17 protein-coding genes and 1 tRNA gene are annotated in these 22266 nt (G+C 56.1%); 14 read left to right on the top strand and 4 right to left on the bottom strand.

What is annotated here, in order from left to right:
- Positions 1-11: 11 nt before the first annotated feature.
- The 6 genes from ACTQ1S_RS07615 (at position 12) to ACTQ1S_RS07640 (ending at position 4303) form a co-directional block, all read left to right on the top strand.
- Positions 12-782 (top strand): YidC/Oxa1 family membrane protein insertase, encoded by a 771-nt coding sequence (locus tag ACTQ1S_RS07615; protein ID WP_427717906.1) that lies wholly within the window; start codon positions 12-14, stop codon positions 780-782.
- A 44-nt stretch (positions 783-826) separates the two neighbouring features.
- Positions 827-1396, top strand: coding sequence for a Jag family protein (locus tag ACTQ1S_RS07620; protein WP_154516793.1), 570 nt, complete (start codon positions 827-829; stop codon positions 1394-1396).
- 96 nt (positions 1397-1492) lie between these two features.
- The gene (gene rsmG / locus ACTQ1S_RS07625) at positions 1493-2230 is read left to right on the top strand and encodes a 16S rRNA (guanine(527)-N(7))-methyltransferase RsmG (RefSeq protein ID WP_441547429.1); all 738 of its coding nucleotides are present in this window, start codon (positions 1493-1495) and stop codon (positions 2228-2230) included.
- Between the two features lie 130 nt (positions 2231-2360).
- Positions 2361-3161: a ParA family protein gene (locus ACTQ1S_RS07630; RefSeq protein ID WP_441547430.1), complete on the top strand. Its 801-nt coding sequence runs from the start codon at positions 2361-2363 to the stop codon at positions 3159-3161.
- Between the two features lie 19 nt (positions 3162-3180).
- On the top strand, positions 3181-4059 hold the full coding sequence (locus ACTQ1S_RS07635) for a ParB/RepB/Spo0J family partition protein (protein WP_441547431.1): 879 nt from the start codon (positions 3181-3183) through the stop codon (positions 4057-4059).
- Positions 4049-4303, top strand: coding sequence for a hypothetical protein (locus ACTQ1S_RS07640; RefSeq protein ID WP_154516796.1), 255 nt, complete (start codon positions 4049-4051; stop codon positions 4301-4303). The genes ACTQ1S_RS07635 and ACTQ1S_RS07640 overlap by 11 nt, the downstream gene beginning before the upstream one ends.
- Positions 4304-4494: 191 nt before the next feature.
- Here the strand turns inward: ACTQ1S_RS07640 and rlmN are convergent, their stop codons facing one another.
- Positions 4495-5547 carry a 23S rRNA (adenine(2503)-C(2))-methyltransferase RlmN gene (gene rlmN / locus ACTQ1S_RS07645; RefSeq protein WP_441547432.1) on the bottom strand — a complete coding sequence of 351 codons (1053 nt, stop codon included), beginning with the start codon at positions 5545-5547 and terminating at the stop codon, positions 4495-4497.
- 85 nt (positions 5548-5632) lie between these two features.
- On the opposite strand from rlmN, the gene ACTQ1S_RS07650 reads away from it, so the two are divergent.
- Both ACTQ1S_RS07650 and ACTQ1S_RS07655 read left to right on the top strand, forming a co-directional pair.
- Positions 5633-6598 carry a D-alanine--D-alanine ligase family protein gene (locus ACTQ1S_RS07650; protein WP_427748142.1) on the top strand — a complete coding sequence of 322 codons (966 nt, stop codon included), beginning with the start codon at positions 5633-5635 and terminating at the stop codon, positions 6596-6598.
- Positions 6592-9486 (top strand): helicase C-terminal domain-containing protein, encoded by a 2895-nt coding sequence (locus tag ACTQ1S_RS07655; RefSeq protein ID WP_441547433.1) that lies wholly within the window; start codon positions 6592-6594, stop codon positions 9484-9486. The genes ACTQ1S_RS07650 and ACTQ1S_RS07655 overlap by 7 nt, the downstream gene beginning before the upstream one ends.
- Here ACTQ1S_RS07655 and ACTQ1S_RS07660 read toward each other — a convergent pair.
- Together ACTQ1S_RS07660 and ACTQ1S_RS07665 are read right to left on the bottom strand one after the other, a co-directional pair.
- Positions 9483-10400, bottom strand: coding sequence for a helix-turn-helix transcriptional regulator (locus tag ACTQ1S_RS07660; protein ID WP_441547434.1), 918 nt, complete (start codon positions 10398-10400; stop codon positions 9483-9485). The two genes, ACTQ1S_RS07655 and ACTQ1S_RS07660, sit on opposite strands and share 4 nt — an antisense overlap.
- A complete protein-coding gene (locus ACTQ1S_RS07665) occupies positions 10387-11409 on the bottom strand; it encodes a helix-turn-helix transcriptional regulator (RefSeq protein WP_441547435.1) in 1023 nt (340 codons plus the stop codon). Before ACTQ1S_RS07665 ends, ACTQ1S_RS07660 begins: the two co-directional genes overlap by 14 nt.
- Before the next feature lie 198 nt (positions 11410-11607).
- Here ACTQ1S_RS07665 and ACTQ1S_RS07670 point away from each other — a divergent pair, with 198 nt between their 5' ends.
- On the top strand, positions 11608-14718 hold the full coding sequence (locus ACTQ1S_RS07670) for a hypothetical protein (protein WP_441547436.1): 3111 nt from the start codon (positions 11608-11610) through the stop codon (positions 14716-14718).
- Positions 14719-14738: 20 nt separating this feature from the next.
- Positions 14739-14957: a hypothetical protein gene (locus ACTQ1S_RS07675; RefSeq protein WP_427729007.1), complete on the top strand. Its 219-nt coding sequence runs from the start codon at positions 14739-14741 to the stop codon at positions 14955-14957.
- A 62-nt stretch (positions 14958-15019) separates the two neighbouring features.
- Here the strand turns inward: ACTQ1S_RS07675 and ACTQ1S_RS07680 are convergent, their stop codons facing one another.
- Positions 15020-18451 carry a SpaA isopeptide-forming pilin-related protein gene (locus tag ACTQ1S_RS07680; protein WP_441547437.1) on the bottom strand — a complete coding sequence of 1144 codons (3432 nt, stop codon included), beginning with the start codon at positions 18449-18451 and terminating at the stop codon, positions 15020-15022.
- A gap of 298 nt (positions 18452-18749) precedes the next feature.
- Between ACTQ1S_RS07680 and ACTQ1S_RS07685 the strand changes: the two genes are divergently transcribed.
- The 4 genes from ACTQ1S_RS07685 (at position 18750) to ACTQ1S_RS07700 (ending at position 22161) form a co-directional block, all read left to right on the top strand.
- Positions 18750-18824, top strand: a tRNA-Gly gene (locus tag ACTQ1S_RS07685).
- Positions 18825-19210: 386 nt separating this feature from the next.
- Positions 19211-20557, top strand: coding sequence for an adenylosuccinate lyase (purB, locus tag ACTQ1S_RS07690; RefSeq protein WP_441547438.1), 1347 nt, complete (start codon positions 19211-19213; stop codon positions 20555-20557).
- Between the two features lie 129 nt (positions 20558-20686).
- A complete protein-coding gene (locus ACTQ1S_RS07695; protein WP_427717875.1) occupies positions 20687-20950 on the top strand; it encodes a TIGR03905 family TSCPD domain-containing protein in 264 nt (87 codons plus the stop codon).
- A gap of 47 nt (positions 20951-20997) precedes the next feature.
- Positions 20998-22161, top strand: coding sequence for a hypothetical protein (locus tag ACTQ1S_RS07700; RefSeq protein WP_427794048.1), 1164 nt, complete (start codon positions 20998-21000; stop codon positions 22159-22161).
- Positions 22162-22266 lie beyond the last annotated feature (105 nt).

Genomic DNA, 22266 nt, shown 5'->3' on the forward strand with positions numbered 1-22266 from the left:
GGAAAAATTACATGTGGGATTGGATCGTTAACATCCTTTTCGAGCTGCTCAAGCTCATCCAGACCTTTGCGGTCGACTGGGGCCTGTCCATCATTATCCTGGTGGTCATCGTCCGTCTGCTGCTGACGCCGCTCATGCTCAAGTCGACCAAGTCGACGGCCCGTATGCAGGTGCTGCAGCCCAAGATGCTCGAGATCCAGGAGCGCTACGCCGACGATCCCCAGCGCCAGGCCGAGGAGATGCAGAAGTTCTACAGCGAGAACAAGTTCAATCCGCTGTCCGGCTGCCTGCCGCTTCTGATTCAGATGCCTATCCTCATCGCCCTGTTTACGCTTCTGCGCAACCTGCCGCATTACTTTAACGAGGGCACCTTCTCGTTCTTCAACATTCTGCCCGATCTGACTACCACGCCGAGTGCCTCTTTTGCCGATGGCTTTATGGTCGCACTGCCTGCGCTGGTTTGCCTGATTCTGTTTGCTGTCCTGACCCTGATTCCGCAGCTGTACATGTCGCGCAATCAGACTGGTCAGCAGGCCCAGAGCATGCGCATGATGGCCGTCGTCATGACCGTCATGATGCTCTGGATGGGTTGGAGCCTGCCCGTCGGTGTTCTTTTGTACTACGACGTGTCTTCTGCCTGGCAGGTCATCCAGCAGATCTTTGTGACGCAGAAGGTTATCGAGAAGGCTAAGGCCGAAGAGGAGGAGCGTCTTAAGAACGCCCCACTGCAGGTTGAGGTCACGCGTCGCGAGAAGAAGCCGCGCCCGCACAAGAAGAAGTAGCGGTATAGTAATCTTATTTAGGTACCTAACTTTTGGAGTACGTTATGTCTGAAGAGATCGTCGAGGATATGCTTGAGGAGGTTGCCCCGCAGGCCGCGGGCGATTATCTCGAGATTGCACAGCGCTACAAGGCTGGTGAAGAGCTTACGGATGAAGAGCTCGACACCATTGCCGATGTTGCGATTTCTATTCTTCGTTCCATCCTTTCGCATTTCGACGCCGCCAACTCTCCTATCGATGAGTATGAGGGCGACGAGGGCGAACTGATTCTTGATGTAACGGCTCCCGACCTTGCCGTCCTAATTGGTCGTCATGGTCGCACCCTTGATGCCCTTCAGGTTATGTTCTCGCTGTTGGTGAGCCGCAAGCTTGGCTTTAGGTATCCGGTTGTCGTCGACGTCGAGGGATATAAGAGCCGCCGCCAGGACAAGGTTGCCTCTATGGCTCAGTCTGCTGCCGAGCGGGCAGTTCGCACTCACAAAAGCGTTTCGCTTCCTCCCATGAATGCCTACGAGCGCCGTCTGGTTCATATTGCTCTTCGCGGCAACGATGCCGTCGACACGCATTCTGAGGGTTCTGACCCCGATCGTCATGTTGTGATTGTTGCTCGATAACCTAAACGAGCTTATCTTAAGGGGGCGTGGTTTCCACGTCCCCTTTTTTTGTCAAAAGTTCTTGATACACTGATTTTTGTCAGATAGGAGTTTGTCTTGTTTGTACTAACCGATGAGCAGACAAGCCAGATGCTTAGTCGTCTAATTTCGTATTGCGAAGACTATTCTTTGAAGGTCTCCAATGATGCCCTACGCTCCTGTATTGAGCATCTTGATCTTGTTTTGGAGGCTAATAAGACCACCAATCTTACGCGCATCCTAAATATCGAAGATGCGGCTGTTCTTCATATTCTTGATTCGCTTGTGTTGCTTCCCTATATAGACATAGCTCCAGAAGGCGCTTTGTTAGACATGGGTACTGGTGCTGGGTTTCCTGGTATCCCTTTGACAATTGCTTGCGGACGTAAGGCTACCTATATCGATTCGGTTGGCAAGAAGGTCGATGCCGTCAACTCATTTGTTGAGGCTCTCGGTCTCAAGCATGCTCACGCGGTTCATGATCGTCTTGAAGAATATGCCCGAAGCCATAAGAAACAGTTTGCTGTTGTCACTGCTCGTGCACTTGCACCGTTACCAGTTCTCGTCGAGTATGCTTCACCATTTCTAATAGATAGTGGTCTCTTTGTTATTACTAAGGGAAACCCGTCAGACGTCGAACTTCAGTCTGGTCTAACTGCCGCTAGCATATGCGGGTTCACCACACTTTTGACAGATGATTTAGATTTGCCAAATGGCTTGGGTCATCGCGAGTTTATCATTCTAAAAAAATCTCGTCCGGCAGCTATTTCGCTTCCACGTGCTAATGGCATGGCGAAGAAGAATCCGCTTGCCTAGATGTTTCACGTGAAACATAATGGATAGTAATTACTTGTTATGTTTCACGTGAAACATAACAGATGATGAATCGGAATGTTTCACGTGAAACATCCTCCGTTTAACAGCTTAAAATACACCAGGAGGGACCGTGGGATTTCGCGACGTTAAGCGTTCGAAGAGCGCAAAAGACACGCGTATCATTGCAATCATCAATCAAAAGGGTGGTGTGGGTAAGTCCACCACAGCAGTAAACCTTGCAGCAGCACTGGGCGAACTGGGTCGAAAGACGCTGATTGTCGATTTTGATCCACAGGGTAATAGCACGAGCGGCTTTGGAATTGAAAAAGAAGAACTCGATAACTGCATCTATGATGCATTGCTGAATGATGTTCCGGCTGAATCGCTTGTTCTTGATACAAATTGCAATAAGGTATTTGTAATTCCGGCTACTATTCAGCTTGCAGGTGCCGAAATTGAGCTTGTAAGCGCAATTGCACGAGAAACACGCTTGAAGGATCTGCTTGAGCCTGTTAAGGATGAGTTTGATTTTATATTTATTGACTGTCCGCCTTCACTTGGCTTGCTGACCATTAATGCGTTGACGGCGGCGGACAGTGTTCTGATTCCGATTCAGTGTGAGTATTACGCACTCGAAGGTGTCACGAAGCTGCTTGAGTCGATGAAGATGGTCAAAACACGCCTAAATAAGAGCCTTGATACTTATGGCGTGCTTATGACGATGTATGATTCGCGAACATCGCTCTCAAATCAGGTTGTCGAAGAAGTGCAGTCGTACTTTGGCGATAAGGCATTTAAGACCTTGATTCCGCGTACGGTTAAAATATCAGAAGCACCGTCGTTCGGTGAGCCGGTAATTACATATGCACCGCAAAATAAGGGTGCAAAGGCGTATATGAACCTTGCCAAAGAGGTGATCAAGCGTGCCTAGTCCTAGGAAGCGTGGCGGTTTGGGTCGCGGACTCAATGCATTGGTATCCGAAGCAGAATATGAGACCGGTGGATCTGCGGCGTCCGCATCCAATACTGCTTCGGAAACTAAACTTCCAATCGAAGATATCGTTCCGAATCCCAACCAACCCAGAATTCATTTTAATGAGACCGAGCTTCGAGAGTTGAGTGAGTCGATTCAGGAGCATGGTGTTCTTCAGCCACTTCTTGTACGCAAGCACGGTAATGGCTATGAGATTATCGCGGGTGAGCGCCGTTATCAGGCTTCTAAGCTCGCTGGACTTGAGGAAGTTCCTGTCATCATAAAAGATGTTGATGATGAACAGATGCTTGCGCTTGCATTGATTGAAAATCTGCAACGCTCTGATCTCAATCCCGTCGAAGAGGCTAAGGGATATCGACAGCTCATCGATGCGAGTGGTATGACTCAAGAGGCCTTGTCGAAGGCTGTTAGCAAGTCTCGCTCTGCAATCACCAATTCGCTGCGCCTACTTGATCTTCCAGAGGTTGTTCAGCAGATGATCTTTGAAGGTAAGCTGACTGCTGGCCATGCTCGTGCAATTCTTGCAGTTCCATACGAAGATGCACGCATTAAGTTAGCTGAGAAGGTTGTTGCGGAGGGATTGTCCGTCCGCGCGACAGAAAATCTTGCTCCGTTGTTTTCTGCCGGAGAGACACCAAAAACGCCTCGAACCGCAACGCCTCAGTCTTTTAAGAAGGCGGCACGCGTTCTGCGTCAGGTGTTTAACACGAACGTTCGCGTAAAGAGCTCGCGCGGCAAGAACAAGATCGAGATTGAATTTAAGGATGAAGAGGAACTCTCTCGCATTCTTGGCGAAATCATTCAGTTTGATCAAGGAGGTCAGGATGAGGAATAAAGTTCTGACTGCTGTCGCTTTGGCTGCTACTGTTGCAGTTGGCGCTTTTGCCGGTTATAAGATTGCGACAGATGATGAATTACGTGGTCGTTTACTTCGCGGAGCACAGGATATCGTTGATACCTCAAAAAAGAAAATGGATGTTATGACTGAGGACGTTGCCATGCGTACGGCACAGATGACTAAGAATCCCAAGATCAACCAAGATTGGGTTAATCATCAATGGGAAAATGTAGGCTTTTAGGTACCTAACAATTAATCGCCTATTCTGAGGGGCCATTGTCTGATCACTAGAACAGGGATTCCTAATTTCGTCCTAAATAATGTTGGACTATCGTATGATGCTGATAGTCGATGAATATGAAACAGCCCCGGTTGCAATTAAGCAACCGGGGCTTTCTGATGTTTCACATGAAACGTTTAGGCTGGTCTCCCCTACGCGTTCTTCTGAACTTTGAAACGCTGCTTGAGTTGGCCACAAGCCGCATCGATATCGTTGCCACGAGAGTTGCGGATCGTGGTCTCGATACCACGGGACTCAAGACGGCGTTGAAGGTCTTCTACCTTATGGATCGGTGACGGCTTGAGCGGGCTGCCCTCAATATCGTTGAGCTGAATCAGGTTGACGTGGCACAGCGTGCCCTCGCAGAAGTCGCAGAGCGCCTGCATTTCGGGGTTGGTGTCGTTGACGCCCTCGATCATGGCATATTCGTACGTCGGACGGCGGCCGGTCTTCTCGGTGTAGAGCTGCAGTGCCTCGTGAAGGCGCAGGAGTGTGTATTTCTTGACACCGGGCATGAGCTTATTGCGTGTGGACTGGATGGCGGAGTGCAGCGAGACAGCTAGGGTGAACTGCTCGGGAATGTCGGCAAACTTACGGATGCCAGGAATAACACCGCTGGTAGACACGGTGAGATGGCGCGCTCCAATGCCGATACCGTCGGGGTCATTAAGGATGCGCAGCGCCTTAAGAACCTCATCGTAGTTGGCAAAAGGCTCGCCCTGGCCCATGAACACTACGCTTGTCGCGCGCTCGCCAAAGTCATTGGAAACGTGAAGTACCTGGTCGACGATTTCCTGGGCGGTCAGCGAGCGCCTGAGGCCGTTGAGACCGGTAGCGCAAAAAGCACAGCCCATTCCGCAGCCGGCTTGGGTGGATACGCAGACAGAGAGCTTGTTACGACGGGGCATGCCGACGGTCTCGACAGAAATGCCATCGTGGTACTCGAGTAGGTATTTACGAGAGCCGTCCTTGGACACCTGCTTGGTGAGCTCGGTCGGCGTGTCGAAGGAAAATGCCTCCTTTAACTGCTCGCGGAAAGCCTTGGGAAGGTTGGTCATATCGTCAAACGAACAAACGTTCTTCTCAAAAACCCATTCAATGAGCTGCTTCGCGCGGAAAGCGGGCTGGCCGAGTTCGGCCACGAGCTCGCGAATATCGTTTTGGCTCAAGTCGCGAATGTCCTGAGATTTAGTCCTGGGATTCATGGAAGCCTTTCGATTTTGGGGAAACGTAGGGGGTATCGCTACAATATGGTATCAGCTGCAGAAACCATAGAGGAGGAGTCTGCCCATGCCGGGTAAAAGCCTAGAGAACATGCACGTAGCGGTCTTGGCGGGCGGCCATTCCGCCGAGCGCGAGATTTCGCTCAATTCGGGAAAGAACGTCGTGGTGGCCCTAAAGGAGGCTGGCTACACTTCGGTGGAGCTGCTCGATACGGCTGCCGATGATTTTATGGTGACTATGGCAACTGGCGATTTTGACGTGGCGTTTATCGCCATGCACGGCGCCGGCGGCGAGGATGGCGCCATGCAGGGAGCCATGGAGACGCTGGGTATCCCCTATACGGCGTCGGGTGTGCTCGCCAGCGCGTGTGGCGCCGATAAAGAGGTTTCAAAGCTTCTGTATGCCAAGGCAGGCATCCCCATTGCCCCCGGTTTGGCGCTTGAGGCGGGCGACGAGGTTGATATCGATCGCATCGTTGAGATTTGCGGCGAGCGTTGCTTTGTAAAGCCCGCCGTCAACGGCTCCAGCTACGGCATCTCCCTGGTACACGAGCCCTCTGAGCTGCCTGCCGCCATCGCCAAGGCCTTTGAGTACGGCGATAAGGTGCTGGTCGAAAAGTGCATCGAGGGAACCGAGATTACCGTAGGCGTCTACGGCGAGGATGACGTGCGCGCCCTGCCGATCGTCGAGATTCGCAAGCCTGAGGACTGTGAGTTCTACGACCTGGATGTGAAGTACGTCGATCCCACGGATATCCACCGTATTCCGGCGCAGATTTCGCCCGAAAACTATGCTCGTGCCCAGGAACTAGCCTGTGCGGCCCACAAAGCCCTCGGCTGTCTGGGCATTTCGCGCAGCGATTTTATCGTGAGCGAGGACGGCCCCGTCATCCTCGAGACCAATACGATTCCCGGTATGACCGATACATCGCTGTATCCGGACGAGATTCGTCATACCAAAGACATGACCTTCCCGCAGGTCTGTGACAGTCTGATTCGCATGGGTCTCCGTCGAGCGGGCATTGCATGCTAATCGAGGATGCTGTATCTCCTGGAACGCCGCAGTTTGTCATTGATTCCTATGCAACGCTTGCCGAGCGTGCCCGCACACAATCGTTTGGCCTTATCGAGGGGGATGTTATCGTCCTCGATACCGAGACCACGGGTCTTTCGGTCCAGGACAACGAGCTTATCGAGATTTCCGCGGCCCGTCTTTCGGGCCGCGAGGTCGTTGACCGCTTTGACACGTTTGTGCATCCCAAGCAGCTGATCCCTGCCGAAATCACTGAGCTCACAAGCATCACAAACGCCGATGTGGCCGATGCCCCCTCGGCTGTAGAGGCCGTGGCTGCGCTCGCCGATTTTGTGGGCGGGTGCCCGGTTATCGCGCACAATGCCACGTTTGACCGATCATTCATCGAATCGGTCAAGGGCGGTGTCAACGTCAGCGACATCTGGATCGATTCGCTGGCGTTGTCCCGTATCGCGCTGCCGCGCCTGGCATCGCACAAGTTGTCCTTTATGGCTGATCTGTTTGGCTGCGACTCCGTGTCGCACCGTGCAAATGCCGATGTCGATGCCCTGTGTGGGGTGTGGCGCGTGCTGCTGGTTGCCCTTACGGACTTGCCGCAGGGCCTTATGGCGCGTCTGGCGGATATGCACGCGGATGTTCCTTGGTCCTATCGTCCCATTTTCTCGTTTTTGGCAGGTCAAAACCCCGGCTCGATTTTCTCGCTTGCCGCCGCCCGCGCCGACGTGCTCAAGGCCGATCGCGCCGATGATCGCGTAGATGCCGACGAGCTGCCGGTTCTTAGCATGCCGAGCCGCGAAGAGATTGAGGCGGATTATGCCCCCGGTGGTCTAGTCAATCGCATGTATCCCACTTATGAGCCGCGCGACGAGCAGATTGCCATGGCGCTCGAGGTACGCGACGCGTTGGTTACGGATACGCATCGCGTGATAGAGGCCGGTACGGGCGTCGGTAAATCGATGGCGTATCTCGTGCCCTTTGCCGAGGCCGCCCGCCGAAACAACATTACCGTTGGCATTGCGACCAAATCGAATAATCTTGCCGATCAGCTTATGTACCACGAGCTGCCAAAACTCGCCGAACAGCTGGACGGAGGCTTGTCATTCTGTGCGCTCAAGGGATATGACCACTATCCGTGCCTGCGCAAACTCGAGCGCATGAGCCGAAGTCAGGCCGAGATTACCACCAAGCGCGATCCTGCCGACACGCTCACAGCGGTTGCGGTGATCATGGCGTATGTGTGCCAATCTGCCGATGGTGACCTCGATTCGCTCGGCATTCGCTGGCGCAGCGTCAACCGCCCCGACTTTACGACGGCCTCGCGCGAATGCGCTCGCCGCCTGTGTCCGTTCTTCCCCGATAAATGCCTCGTCCACGGTGCCCGTCGTCGCGCGGCGCATGCCGATGTCGTGGTCACAAATCATTCCCTGCTGTTTCGCAACGTTGCGGCCGAAGGGAGAATTTTGCCTCCCATCCGCCACTGGGTAATCGACGAGGCCCATTCCATCGAGCGCGAGGCGCGCCGCCAGTGGGCGCGCGTGGTCTCGGCAGACGAATCTCGTGTGCTATTTGAGCGCCTTGGCGGGTCGAGCTCCGGTGCATTGAGCCAGGTATCTCGTGATTTGGCGATATCCGAAGGCTCCACGCTTTATCTGGGGCTCACCGCGAAGGCGACGTCTACGGTCGCACGCGCGAGCATGGCACTCGCCGAGGTGTTTGACGGCGTGCGTGAGCTCGGCCGTCGCGCTCGCGGTGGCTACGACAGCGCAAATCTGTGGATTGGCCCCGAGTTGCGCGAGTCGGATGACTGGCATGACTTCTTGCAGTCTGCCAGCGCTGCTATCGATGCCCTGGAGCAGGCGGATAAAAATGTTGCCGCGTTGGTGCAGGCTGTCGCTGCCGATAAACCCGAGGTCGTCGTCGACCTGGGCGATATTTCGCGCCGTCTGCACGAGCTGGCCGAGAACCTCAAGCTCATCATTGACGGCACCGACGAGCATTATGTGTACTCGCTGCAGGTCAACCGCCGCCTACGTGCGGGCGGAGAATCCATGACCGCCGAGCGCATCGACATCGGCGAGGCCCTGGCGAACGAGTGGCTGCCCGAGGTGCATACGGCCATCTTTGCCTCGGCAACCATGACGGTGTCCAAGAGCTTTGAGCACTTTAACCATGCCGTAGGCCTCGATCGCATTGGCGCTTCGGCATCCTCGTCACTACATCTGGATTCGAGCTATGACTTCGATTCGAACATGGCCGTAGTCGTGGCGGGGGACATTCCCGACCCTCGCGACCGCGAGGGCTACCTGTCCGCGCTCGAGCGCGTGCTGGTCGATGCCCATCTTGCCATGGGCGGGTCGGTGCTCACGCTGTTCACCAATCGCCGCGATATGGAAGACCTGTACGCTCGGGTTGAGCCCAAGCTGGCGCGTGCCGGCCTGGAACTCAATTGTCAGCAGCGCAATTCGTCTCCCCGTCGCTTGCGCGATCGCTTTATCAACGAGTCGACCTCGTCGCTCTTTGCTCTCAAAGCATTTTGGGAGGGCTTCGATGCCGGCGGCGAGACGCTGAGATGCGTCATTATCCCCAAGCTGCCATTCTCGAGCCCCACCGATCCTCTCTCGTGCGAGCGCAATCTGCGCGAGGACCGCGCCTGGGTACGCTACTCGCTGCCCGAGGCGGTTCTCGAGGTCAAGCAGGCGGCTGGTCGCCTGATTCGTTCATCGACCGATTGCGGCGTGTTGATTTTGGCCGACCCGCGTCTGGTGACGAAGGGTTACGGCAAGAAATTTCTGACATCGCTGCCTACGAGCTCGTATCAGCGCATCGAAACGGCGCAGATCGGCCACTATCTTCAGTTATGGCGCCAAGCGCACGAACGCCATCGCTAAGAACGGAAGGCCAGTGCCTCGGCGGCATCACATAGGCGCTTTGAAAGGGCGGGGTCGTCTGCGATGCGGATGGCTCCGCCCGCTGCGATAATTTGGCTAAACAGCCAGTTTTCGGAGCTATAGCAAACGGTCACGCTTGCCGTACCCTCCCCATCGGCTTTAATTGACCTGATACCTGCCCACCTCACGCGTTCTGCCATATCGAGCGGCATCAGGAGCTTAACGCTCTGGCTTGCCTGTGCAAGGGAATCGTGCAGAGACGTGGTTTCGGTCGTGTGACGCACGACGGAGTCTTCCGTCAGCAGAAGCTCCTCGATCTTGTCCATACGGTAGGAGCGCTGCCCGTCTGCCTCGACATCCCAGGCAATCAGGTACGTTTGGTCGCCGTTGGTCGTGATCTTTAGGGGGTCGATCAATCGCCTGCGTGGATGCTGGTCGTCCAGGGAGCGGTAGGTGACGAGGCATCGCACACCATCCTGGATTGCACAGCAGAGTTGCTGCCAATAAGATCCGCGAGCGACGGTATCGACAACGCGTTGGTTGTATCCGAGTTCCGCCGGAAGGAGTGCGCGCCGGATGCGCGCCGCCGCGCACTCTTCGATTCCGAGCGACTCCAATTCATGGTTGAGTACGGCGCCCTCGGCGGCACTCAGACGAAGCGGCAGCACTCGGCCCGCATCGCCGATGAGAATCACACGTTCATCGCGGCATTCGCAAATGATGCGCGCGCCCGATTCGCGGTCTGCGAGCGTCGAGATGATGCCGATGATCTCGTCGAGCGAAGCTCCGGAGATATCGAAGCGACTGCAGATTTCGTCTCGCGTCATGCCCGCCTCGCCGGCGGCATAGAGTGCCTCCATAATGTCGATGGAGCGCGAGAGCCTTTGTTCGCTGGTGAGCTTACGCGCGGCCATGAGCGCTCACTGTCCTTTCGATGAGGCGGTTCCACGCCTGCTTGAGTTCGTTGGGCGCTACGGGCCTCATACCGTCAACACTGTGTTCCATGCAAAATGACGCCGCCGCATTCAGGTCGCGAACGTCAACGGTCCAGGTCCAGCCGTCTTTGGCGTGCTCGAGCCTTCCTCGCCCACGTGTGAGGCCGTGGACCATGTCGGATTGAGCCTGCGGAGCAAACGAGAAAGTTGCCGTGACGGGCTGGCAATCGGAGAAATCGAATTCAAAGAAGAGGTAATCGTTGAGATTGAAGTCTGCGGGAATGGCGTAGGCCCGCGATGGACGCCACGCACGAACGATGCGATCGCAGCGAAAGGTTCTGATTTTTCCGGTGGCGTCATCTAGGCCGCAAAAGTAGGCTGTTCCTTCGCGCTCGAACATGCCGTAGACGCAAACAGTGCGTTGTCGTTGCTCACCCCGTCCGTTTTGATACAAAAAACGCAGCGCGCATCGATCGGCAAACGCGCTCCATACCGCATCGACCGTCGGCGAGTGAAGAACGGGGTGCTCGGCCGTATTCGTCTCGCCGGTCAGATAGGCAATTTTGGAGCGTATGTCGGCGAGCGGGGTCGCAAAGGCCGAAGAGCCCGTGGTGAGGGTCTGATCGATAGCGTTTAGCAGAATGTCGGCATCGTCTGCGGTGATCAAGCCGCCCGCGGCAAACGTATGCTCACGGTCGATTGTCCAGGCGCTCTCCTCGGTCTCCTGGGCACCCGCGGCGCGAACTTCCTTGATCACAATGCCCCGCTCGAGCAGCTTGTCGCGGTCGCGGCGAAACTTTCGCTTATCCGAGTCGACGTTGCCCGATCCGTAGCCTAGGTCAGAATCCAGCACGATCTGCTCGGTAGTTAAGGGCTCGGGGGAACTGTTGAGGACAAAGAAAAGGTTGAGGATACGCTGGGCGGTTTTGTCGAAACCGGGTTCTGGCGCATTTGTTTTGTTTGTCGCGGTCATATCGCTTACCGTCATAGAATCCTCGCATGGGAAGGTTATTTGATGCCATGATTTTAATCCGATATGGAGATTAGGCTATATCCTTGTCCGCTCAGTGCGTTAAGATGCCCAGATTTCGGCCGATTGCGTTCGCTCGGGGTATACTTTCGACTATATACGGTTCTAATGTGCAAGCATTGGGCCTATTTGTCGGATTATGGATGTGGAGCGCACATGGCGAACACCCAGAACTATATCAATCACCTGCTGCAGGGCACGGGCATCACGCCGGCGTGCAGCGAAGAAGAGCGTTTGGCTGCCGAGGATATCGCCCAGATCTTCCGCAATCATGGCTTTGATCCCGAAGTCCAGGAATTTAACGCTCCTGCACCCAGCAGGCTGGCATTTGCCGTCACAGGCATCCTGTCTTTTGCCGGTGCCCTGCTTATGGGTATTGGCGGCAGCATCGGCTTAATCGGTGTTCTGCTGGCCATCGTCGGTGCCGTGTTGTATGTGCTCGAGCGTACCGGTCGCCCTGTTATCTCTCGCCTGGGCAAGACGGGCGTGAGTCAAAATGTCATTGCCTATCACAAGGCCACAGGTCCGCTTGCATCTCCGCGCAACCGTCCGGTGGTTGTTGTCGCCCATTACGATTCTCCGCGTGCCGAGCTCCTCGCTCGCGAACCGTACGCGCCGTATCGCGCGCTCATCGCCAAGATGCTGCCGGTCGCCACGATTGTCCCCGCTGCCGTCGCCATTCTGCGTATACTGCCGCTCCCCGGCGCTCTGAAGGTTCTGCTTTGGATCGTTGCGATCCTCGCCTCTCTTGTGGCGCTCGCCAACGCGGCCAATATCATTGCCAACCGTTTTGTTCTTCCCTATACGTCCGGTGCGGTCTGCAATAAGTCTTCTGTAGCCGCGATGCTCGGTGTCATGGATAACGTTGCCCCTTACCAGGGCGAAAACGAGTTCCCCAACGACATTCCGTTTGATGACTATTTTGGTGAGCAAAAGCGTCGTGCCGAGGAGATGGCGCGCGCGGCGGCTGAGTATGCCGCTGCCCAGCAGCAAAACGACTACGGTAACACGATCGAGTACGAAGAGCCCTCCTACACCGAGGACGAGTTTGGCCAGCCGATCGCTCCCGAATCCGAGCAGGGCGAAGTTTTTGACGAGCAGATCGATGGCTTTGAGGGTGCCTCAGCTGACGAAACCCTGATTGGTGTCATTGCTCCCGAGGCTCAGGCTGAAGCCGAGGTTGCTGCCGAGCCGGTCGCGGATGAGGATGTCGTCGAGTCGATTGGGGCGCCCGCTGTCGCTGAGCCGAGCGAGCCCGAGCCCAAGCTGTATCGCAATGCTGCCGGTAATATTCGCTTTGGTTCTGATGCCATTCGTGCCTTGGGGATGCTTCCCGAGTCGTGCACGCTTGATTACGAAGAGGGCGAGGAGCCGACGATCGATCCCGAGTCTGCTTCGGTTGAACCTGTCGCCGCGCCTGCCGACGAGCCCGCCGTCGATACCGAGCCCGAGACGGAACCCGAGCCCAGCCCTGCACCCGAGCCGGACACCGCTGCACCCGCTCCGGTGGTTCAGGATGTGTACGACGATTCCGCCAGCGATTACGATGAGTATCCGCAGCGCGTTTCCTATGAGAGCGATACCGATTTTTCGGCCGATCTACCGGTCGCGACGCCCCATGCCGATATAGCATCTGCGTTCTCTTCGATTGGAGCCAGCGCTTCAAGCTTCTTTAAGGGCGCACTCGCTAAGGGTAAAAAACTTGTCGACGACCTTGAGGAAAAGCGTGCCGCTGCGCGCGAGGTGGCAGAGCAGGAGGCTATTGCCCACCAGCAGGCTGCCGAGGCCGAGCGCGAGCGTGCGGCGCGGGAATTTGAACAGCATGAGGCTGAGCAGCCTGCCGCGACGGAGGTCGCCGAGGCTACGACGTCCTTTGAGGCCCAGCAGCCAATCGACGCCACCGAGACGCTCGATGCCGCGAAGTTCGATGCCACGATAACGTTCGAGAAGCAGGGTACTGCCATCGCCGAGCCCCTTTCTGTTTCCGATGAGTCCCAGGATGCTGCAGATGAGATCGAGGCGCCCGAAGCCGAGCCGGCTGAGAGTGTCGATGCCGAGCAGGTTGAGAACGTTGTCGCCGAGACGAACATCGCCGACGAGATTGAAGCCGACGCGACGGTCGTCGTTGAGCAAGAAGAGACCCCGGTGGTTTCTAACGCCGATGAGTCCAGGCCGTACTCTACGCAGATCTTTACCATGCCTGCCCCGAGCGATCCCGGCTCCACGGTTGCCAACCCCGCATCGGTGCAGGTCGAGACGGTTGATTCGCTCATGGCGCAGATTTCGTCCAAGGCCGCACCGCGTCCGCAGATGAATATCCCCGATCCCGCTTCTGCTCCGGTGCCCACACCTTCTTCTTCGCCGCTTGCCTCGGTCCCCGATCCGTCGCTGCCCTCGATGCAGCAGGCCAACGTCGCATCCCGCACATCCCTCTTCGATCTCCCCGACCCCTCGGCTCAGGCCGACGATCCTTTCGCGACGGCTCAGGGGCCCGAGCCCACGTCGGCACCGGTTGCCCCCTCCATGCCCGTTTCTTCGGGCGCTCAGCCCATCGAAACCATCTCGGCTCCCGTCGCCAAGGAGGCAAAGCCTCAGAAGCGCGGTCTGGGCGGCTTGTTCGGACGCAAAAAGAAGAATGAGCAGAACAGCATGAGCGACTGGCTGGGCGTCGAGGATGACTACGATGCCAAGAAGTCTGGCCGCGGTATCGGCTCTTGGGATAACTTTGAGGACGATGATAACGGCTGGAAGGGCGGTGCCACCTCTTCTGACGGCGCTTCTGCCGAGGACATGCTTTCGGCTGTTGCCTCCATGGGTGATGACGAGCTGCTTGGTCACGATATCTGGTTTGTGGCAACGGGTGCCTCGGATTGTGACGGCGCCGGTATGAAGGCGTTCCTCGAAGCCCATCGCGATAAGCTGCGTGGTGTGTTCTTTATCAATCTTGAGTCCATTGGAGCCGGTAGGCTTTCGGTCGTGACGGTCGAAGGCGAGCAGCAGTTGCTCAAGGGTGATCGCCGCATCATGAATCTGGTCAGCAAGGTGTGCAAGTCGTTCCACGTTGATTGTGGCGCGTTTGAGATGCCCTATGCCAAGACCGATGCCTATGCCGCGCTCGAGGCGAGCCGTCGCGCCCTCACAATTGCCGGTGTCGATGGCCCGCGTCTTGCCTGCGCGCGCACCGAAGACGATTTGCCGTACAACGTCAACCCGACGAACATCGCTACGGTGTCCGAGGTTGTCACCGAGGTCATCCGCCGTTCGTAGTGGACCTCTAAGGAGTTAGTGTGTTTTCATACATCAAACGCCATTGGCCCGTCTATGTGGTTCTGTTTTTGATCGCCATCGCCATGGGTCTGGGGGCCGCATATATCGTGGGCGCTAAGGGGTCGACGCCCAGGTCCACGATGAGCGAAGAGGTGGAGCAAGAGCAGAGTTTGGGTGCCGACGGCATTTCGGATGGCGATCTGGAACTTGTTGACGGTGGGTCTGCGTCTACGGAATAGCCTTTGGTTACATACGCCAGATAGCGGGCGAGCCGGCATATCGGCTCGCCCGCTATTTCTACCTACTCCTCTTTTGATACCGAGCTTAGCCAAGTGAGCCAAATTGCTGTGCCACCGGCGGTCAATAATGCGGTGAGAAAAGAGATGATGGGTGCATTGCCCGTATTTGGAAGATCCTGCGGAATGGCGCATTTTTGAACAACACGATCTTTATCGTGCGACTCGAGTTTTTCGCCTCCTCCGTTGCGGCAAAGGTCAACACGGGCACTGTTGGCGAGTGCGGTTTGGGGCGTATAGGATGAGGTTGCACACATCCGGATGATTGCTCCGTGTAAATCCGATTTGAGGGATGCCGTCGCGTCGTCAAGGTCGTCATGCTCGTCTTTAAGCCCATTGCGATTCCAAGAATCGTTGTCGCGCCGGGTCGTAAAGTCTGCGGAAACCGAGCCATACTCAAAGCGAATCCCCGTGATAACATCGTCGTCCGAAAGCGTAAGGTCCTTTACTTCGAGGGTGGAAGACTCCGTGGTCGAGACATCGGCTTTCCAAAGACTCCAGCCGTCGTAATCGACAATCCGCACATCCTCGCCCAGCCGCTCTTTGACCTCGGCTGTCTCGAGCCACGGGTTGGTGTGTTCATCGTCAAGTGTGGCGTTGGCCTTTTCCTTTATGCCCAACTTGTCTGCCGGTGACGTTCGATACCAAACATTGCAGAGCCCGTTTAAGTCGCCGACGGCGATCGGGGTTTTAATGGCGACAAGTTTGGCCGTGCCGTCTTTGGCACATTCGAGATCGTCGGTGACGGTGAACTCGTCGACCCAGGTGCTCGATTCGTTTTGAGCGTCGATGGTGTAGGAATAGGAGCCCTTACTGTCGGGTTGCGTCGCCGCCCGGTTTTTACCGTCGCCGTTCGCCACTGTTCCCTTTGCGGTTGGCCGCGCGATTTCTTGTCGCTTGTCGACGCTCCCCTTAATCTCAATCGGTGCATCCGTCATGGTTACGGCCTGGATCTTCCCCGTATCCTCGACTTCAAAGGATACGTCTTCAGCGAGGTCATAGGAGCGCGGGGACATTGTTTCGCGTAGGGTATAAGAACCGGGTTCAAGGTGCTCCACGCGATGGGGCTGCTCGGATGATATCCAAGAATCAATTTCTGTTCCATCGGCGTCGCATAAGACCAGTCGGGCGCCTTTAACTTCATGCTTGTCTGTTATATCGACCTTGGAGAAATCGACCTTGGAGAAATCATTAGACAATTCGATCTGCGACTCGACCACGGGGACCTTCTGGTCGATATAAGTAAGCTCAACGATATGTGCTGTCCGATCAAGTAGATAGCCGTCGGGAGACTGGGTTTCAACGACTTCGTATCGTGCCGTTCCGCAACCCAGCGAAAGGTTGTCTACGCGAGCTTTACCCTGTTCATCAGTTGTGACGGCGGCAACGGCTTCACCGGCAAGGGCGGCAATGTGGCCATCGGGGCAAACGATATCGTCGGCAGCGCGAATTTCAAACTTGGCACCAGATAGGGCACTGCCGTCTACTGCGTCAGCCTTCGCGATCTCGATGCTTCCGGTTGCCGCGCTGTTGAAATACGAGACGGCGGCGATAGGTGTGAGATCTGCATCGGCAGGAATCGTCACCTTCAGTTCGTCGCCCACAAGGTAGGGCGCTTTGGCTGCGACTTCTCGTACGTAATATGTGCCCGGCTTGAGCGATTCTGGCAACGTGACGGTGCCGGTCGCATTGGTGGTAAAGGTGTTCATAACGTTGTGCGTCGGATACCAGCATGTTTGAGAGATGGGTTCACGGTTGCTGTTGAGCAGCTGAAAACTAAAGCCGGCAAGGGGGACGGAAGCTCCCGTCTGGGCATCGCGTTTGATGATTTGGAGATGTGTCGAAAGGGTGTGATTGTCCACTATGTACTGAAGCTTGGCTCCGTCGGCGATTTGCTCGGGCGCGATGGTCCAATCCTCTGCCCGCTTGAAGCCTGCGGGAACAGTTTCCGGGACCTCGCGAACGGTATACCCCTCACGATCGTAGGGGATGGCTCCATGGACGCCGTCCGGTCGTGTGCCCGCGCCAAACCAGGCCTTGGGCTGGTCTTTGGTGGATGCGAAGCCATAGATATTTGTCGTCAATGTGCCTACGACCTGCTTAGAGCTGTTGCTGACGATTTCAAAGACGACGCCTTCCGCTGGCTGTTCTAATCCCGATTGCTCGCCGTTCCCGTAATCCTTGAACTTGGAAATCTCGAGGTCAAACGCAATATGAGTATTGGGGATGCGGCGTTCGAGCTCAACGACGCCCATGTCGTTTAGTTGATTGGGACCGACCGTATAGGTCCAGCTGTCATGGGGGAGCAGGTAGCCCTCTGGCGCTTTCGATTCGTAGAGGGTAAAGGTTCCCAGGGGAATGCCGCTTAAGGTCGCCTGGCCATCGCCTTCGGTCGTGAAGGTGCGCGTCCACCCAGGGGTAGATTGCGAGACACAGGTAAATTCGGCTTTGGCGAGCGAGGTTCCCGCTTGCGCTCCGGCATTCGTGGCGGCATCGGTTTTGACGACACGCAGCGTGATAGAACCTGGCTGCTCGTTGATTGTGACATGTCCGTCGCTTTTTCCGGTGGTAAAGTCAATGCGATCGCGTCGGGACAGATAGCCTGTCGGCGCTTTGGTTTCGATTAGGTAATATGCCGTGTTGGGCAAAAGTGTTGCCCGTGCACGACCGTTGCCGTCCATTTTGATGCTGCCGACGTGTTTGTCCGTGTTTTTCTCAAAGATGTTAAACGTCGCCCCACCTAACTGATACGTATCGTTCCCGCTGGTAATGACAGTGTTTGCAGATCTTTTCTCAAAGGATACGTTGATGGTGGGCAAAACGTAGAGCATATCCTGGTGACGGCCTTCGTTAGAGACAGGTCCGTGATAGCGTCTGGCGCGATGCGGGTCGGCCTTAATATTTCCGGCTTTTGCGTTGTCGTAGAGCCAGCGCGCCGCCGCGACAACCTCGGCGTCTTGATTGAACTTGCCGCTTTTGGCAACGCCGGCGTTGTTTGTATACGCAAAAGAGCCATCGGGGCGCGTGGTTCCTTTGAGCATCCACACGGCAATCTGGGTTGCGGCGCGGGCGCGTTCGGCCGTTAGGTTATGGCCGCCAAATGATGTGGCGGAAGGGTATCCATGGCAGATGACGGCGGCAAACTCGTTGTCGAGCCATGTCCAACCCTGATTGTAGGTCCGCCAGGGTCCTCCCGGGCTGCTGGGGCCGGGGCAGTCTTGGTTCATGCAGTAAGAAATCGAGGCGTCTTGTGCCTCGTACTTGCCAATGCCAAACGGTCCGCACATATCGCTGATGGTGCGAAAACTAAGCGTATCGTTTCCGTCGACGGCGCAGGCGGTGCCAGGCGTGGCGCAGGCTAGAAACAACAAGAGGAATAGGAGCAGCGGTGCTGTTGCGATTGCGCTGTGGACAGAGTGCGTGGGTGCATTGGACATGGCTGCTCCTTATCCTTTGTGCGCCGCGCTGGGAGATTGTGGCGCGTGGGATGAGATTAGCGCCGGGGGTCATACGGGTAAGTACCGCGAGCTGACCAAGAACTTGCCAAGTTCCCAACAGATGGAGACCGGTTTTAGATAATCAAACAAAAGAGCAGGTAGAAGACGGTGTAAAACAGGTTACTCGAGTCCCTGTTTTCGCAATTCGAGCAACAAGAAGATGATTTTCCATGCGTAAAACAAGGGTTGGCGCCCTTGTATCAAACAAGACAACCGCGTTATACTATCCCCCACATATGCGGGCATCGCCAAGTGGTAAGGCATCAGCTTCCCAAGCTGACACTCGCGGGTTCGAGTCCCGTTGCCCGCTCCAGTTAAAAGTACAAGCACGGCACCATCACGGTGTCGTGCTTTTTTCAATAAAGTGCCGGGACTCGAACCCGACAGGGTGTGAGCGTTAAGCAAACGCGAAGCGTTTGTAGCGAGCAGGTGAAGGCGCCGACAGGCGCCTGAAGCCGGTGCGGATTTGCGAAGCAAATGCGCGGATGTCCCGTTGCCCGCTCCAGTTAAAAGTACAAGCACGGCACCATCACGGTGTCGTGCTTTTTTCAATAAAGCGCCGGGACTCGAACCCGACAAGGTGTGAACGTTAGGCAAATGGCAAAATGTTAGGTTAATACCTGCTGCCTATACTTGCACCTGCGCACGGTACAATGGTTGGGTTACGACCAACGTGCCAATAACCAAAAAGGAGCCGCTATGATCGATCGCTATACCCGCCCGGAGATGGGACACATCTTCTCCCTCGAGAACAAGTACGCCATTTGGCAGGAGATTGAGGTTCTGGCCTGCGAGGCCCAGGCGGAGCTCGGCAAGATCGGTATTTCTAAAGAAGAAGCTCAGTGGATCCGCGACCACGCCAACTTTGAGAAGGCGAAGGTCGACGAGATCGAAGAAGTCACGCGCCATGACGTCATTGCCTTCCTGACCAATATGAAGGAGTATATCGACGCCGATGTTCCCGAGGGCGAGCCTAAGCCCAGCCGTTGGGTTCACTATGGCATGACCAGCTCTGACTTGGGCGATACGGCCCTGTGCTATCAGCTCACCCAGGCCTGCGACCTAATTATCGAGGACGTCAAGAAACTCGGCGAGATCTGCAAACGTCGCGCTTTCGAGGAGCGTAACACGCTCTGCGCCGGTCGCACTCACGGCATCCACGCCGAGCCTATGACCTTTGGTATGAAGTTTGGCTCTTGGGCCTGGGAGCTCAAGCGCGATCTGGACCGCCTTGAGGACGCTCGCAAGAACGTCGCCTTCGGTGCCATCTCGGGTGCCGTTGGCACCTACAGCTCCATCGAGCCGTTTGTCGAGGAGTATGTCTGCGAGCACCTGGGTTTGGTTCACGACCCACTGTCCACGCAGGTTATCAGCCGCGACCATCATGCCTACCTCGCTGGCGTCCTCGCCACCACGGCGGCCACCTGCGAGCGTATCGCTACCGAGGTTCGCAATCTGCAGAAGACCGATACGCTCGAGGCCGAGGAGCCGTTCCGCAAGGGTCAAAAGGGCAGCTCCGCCATGCCGCACAAGCGTAACCCCATCACCATGGAGAAGGTCTGCGGCCTGTCGCGCGTCGTGAAGTCCAACGCCCAGGTCGCCTTCGACAACGTCGCCCTGTGGCATGAGCGTGACATTTCGCACTCTTCTGCCGAGCGCGTCGCCCAGGCCGATAGCTTTATCGCGCTTGACCACATGTTCCAGTGCCTTATCCGCGTTATCGATGGCCTCCAGCTGTATCCGGCTCGCATGATGGCCAACCTCAACAAGACCCGCGGTCTCATCTTCTCCTCCAAGGTTCTGTTGGCCCTCGTCGATACGGGCATTACCCGTGAGGAAGCCTACGCAATCGTGCAGGAAAACGCCATGGCGACCTGGCATGAGGTGCAGGACTGCGTTTCCGGCCCCACCTTCAAGGAGCGCCTCGAGGCCGATCCGCGCTGCACCGTCAGCCAGGAGAAGCTCGACGAGATCTTTGATCCGTGGGACTTCCTCACCCGCATCGATACGGTCTTCGATCGTCTGGAGCAGCTGAGCTTCGAGTAGGTTCGGGCATAACGTTAGCTTTTTAGGGCGCTTTGCTGGTAATGTGTGTTGCCGGTAAAGCGCCTCGTTGCATTTATGGAAAGACGGGGATAATAGTCGTCTCGAATGACATTCTGAGAAGGAGATCGCATGATTTCGTTTGATTACAAGCCCCAGGGCGTGTGTACTCGCAATATTCACCTCAATCTTTCCGATGACGGCAGCAAAGTGCTGGGCGTTGAGTTTACCGGCGGCTGCAACGGCAACCTCAAGGCCATCTCTAAATTGGTCGAAGGTGTTTCTTCCGATCGTGTGATTGAGGTGTTGGCCGGCAATACGTGCGGCACGAAAAAGACCTCCTGTGCCGACCAGCTTACGCGTGCCATCGAGGCCGCGCGTGCCGAGATTGCCTAATGAGTATTTTTGATCGCGTTAAGAATGGGGTAACGCGCCGAGGATTTGTGTTGGGTGGTGCTGCCGCGAGTGCTGCCACGCTGCTTGCGGGGTGCTCGAAAAAAACGGGCACCAGCGATGATGCTGCCGGTGAGCCGCAGGTTATCAAAGATGATTCCAAGATCGTCTCGATTACCGAAGAGTATGAGGCCGTCGACATTGATCTTAAGCCGACGGCGTCGTGGACGTTGCCATTGGGGACGCTCCTGTATTACTGCGATGGCGGTTACGCTGCGGCGATGATGGCGCCCGCATCTGCGCTGCATGCCAACACGCTTGGCGTGTTCAACATGGGGGACGGCTCACTCACCACGTTGATCGACGATCCTGTCGAGGGTTCCGGTTATGCGTTTTACGACGTTCGCGCCACCGATAGCGTGTTTGCGTGGGTTGAGATGAACTACGCGAATTCGTCGTGGAAGCTCTATGCGCAAACCCTGTCGGGCGCGGCGCTTACTGGTAATGCCGTTGAGCTTGATCGCGGCGGTGAGGATTACGACCCTCCGCTGTTTACCGCCTTTGACTCGTCGGTCATCTGGTACAAGATGCCTTCGACCGGTGGCAATAAGACCGGCAGCGATTCATATTGCTACCGCCGTTCGCTCGATGAATCTAAAGCGGAGGCAATCTGGAAGTCGACAGGCCGCTTTGCGTCTGCACCGCGCGTGAGCGATGGCATCCTGACTATCTCACCCCGCGTGCGCAATGACGAGGGCGTCTATTACGGCATGACGGCGATCGACCTGACGGACGGCAACAATACCAAGAGGGCTCAGCTGGTCCTTCCTTCGTCGGTGTCACCTTTCGAGGCCGTATATATGGGCGATACGTTTGTGTTCTCCATTGAGGCGACCTATGCCGGCGTGGGCGGCCTGGGCAATATGGGTACCTACATTGGTAACGAGGGCGGCCCGTATCAATTTCTATCGCGCGAACCGCTTGCGTGCGCCGCCGGCAGGAAGGGCAAATATCTGGTTAAGGTTCAGGCGTCGCATTTTCTGATCGATACCTCCGCTAAAACCTATGGTTCACTGCTGTCGCCCGACCGTGCTCTCGAATATGGCGATTATCCAGCTACGGCGGGAAAATCGAATACGTTTTTAACCTATGCCACGGTGCGCAATAGCCAAGGAATTCCCGAGACGGTTACCGCTCGCCTGTTCTCTCTTTAGCGCCGAGGGGTTAAAAAGGCGCCAACGGGGGAATAAGCCCATTGTAACCGTGAGTACCGCCCGCCGAGCTGTCGCGCCCATGCGATGCCCGGTGGGCTCAGGTGC

The organism is Collinsella sp. LCP21S3_D3, assembly GCF_052118305.1.
GTDB lineage: Bacteria > Actinomycetota > Coriobacteriia > Coriobacteriales > Coriobacteriaceae > Collinsella.

Coding starts and splice junctions, on each gene's coding strand:
- ACTQ1S_RS07615 (WP_427717906.1), top strand. CDS start 12: ATGTGGGATTGGATCGTTAACATCCTTTTCGAGCTGCTCAAGCTCATC.
- ACTQ1S_RS07620 (WP_154516793.1), top strand. CDS start 827: ATGTCTGAAGAGATCGTCGAGGATATGCTTGAGGAGGTTGCCCCGCAG.
- ACTQ1S_RS07640 (WP_154516796.1), top strand. CDS start 4,049: ATGAGGAATAAAGTTCTGACTGCTGTCGCTTTGGCTGCTACTGTTGCA.
- rlmN (WP_441547432.1), bottom strand. CDS start 5,547: ATGAATCCCAGGACTAAATCTCAGGACATTCGCGACTTGAGCCAAAAC.
- ACTQ1S_RS07650 (WP_427748142.1), top strand. CDS start 5,633: ATGCCGGGTAAAAGCCTAGAGAACATGCACGTAGCGGTCTTGGCGGGC.
- ACTQ1S_RS07655 (WP_441547433.1), top strand. CDS start 6,592: ATGCTAATCGAGGATGCTGTATCTCCTGGAACGCCGCAGTTTGTCATT.
- ACTQ1S_RS07660 (WP_441547434.1), bottom strand. CDS start 10,400: ATGGCCGCGCGTAAGCTCACCAGCGAACAAAGGCTCTCGCGCTCCATC.
- ACTQ1S_RS07665 (WP_441547435.1), bottom strand. CDS start 11,409: ATGACGGTAAGCGATATGACCGCGACAAACAAAACAAATGCGCCAGAA.
- ACTQ1S_RS07670 (WP_441547436.1), top strand. CDS start 11,608: ATGGCGAACACCCAGAACTATATCAATCACCTGCTGCAGGGCACGGGC.
- ACTQ1S_RS07680 (WP_441547437.1), bottom strand. CDS start 18,451: ATGTCCAATGCACCCACGCACTCTGTCCACAGCGCAATCGCAACAGCA.
- purB (WP_441547438.1), top strand. CDS start 19,211: ATGATCGATCGCTATACCCGCCCGGAGATGGGACACATCTTCTCCCTC.
- ACTQ1S_RS07695 (WP_427717875.1), top strand. CDS start 20,687: ATGATTTCGTTTGATTACAAGCCCCAGGGCGTGTGTACTCGCAATATT.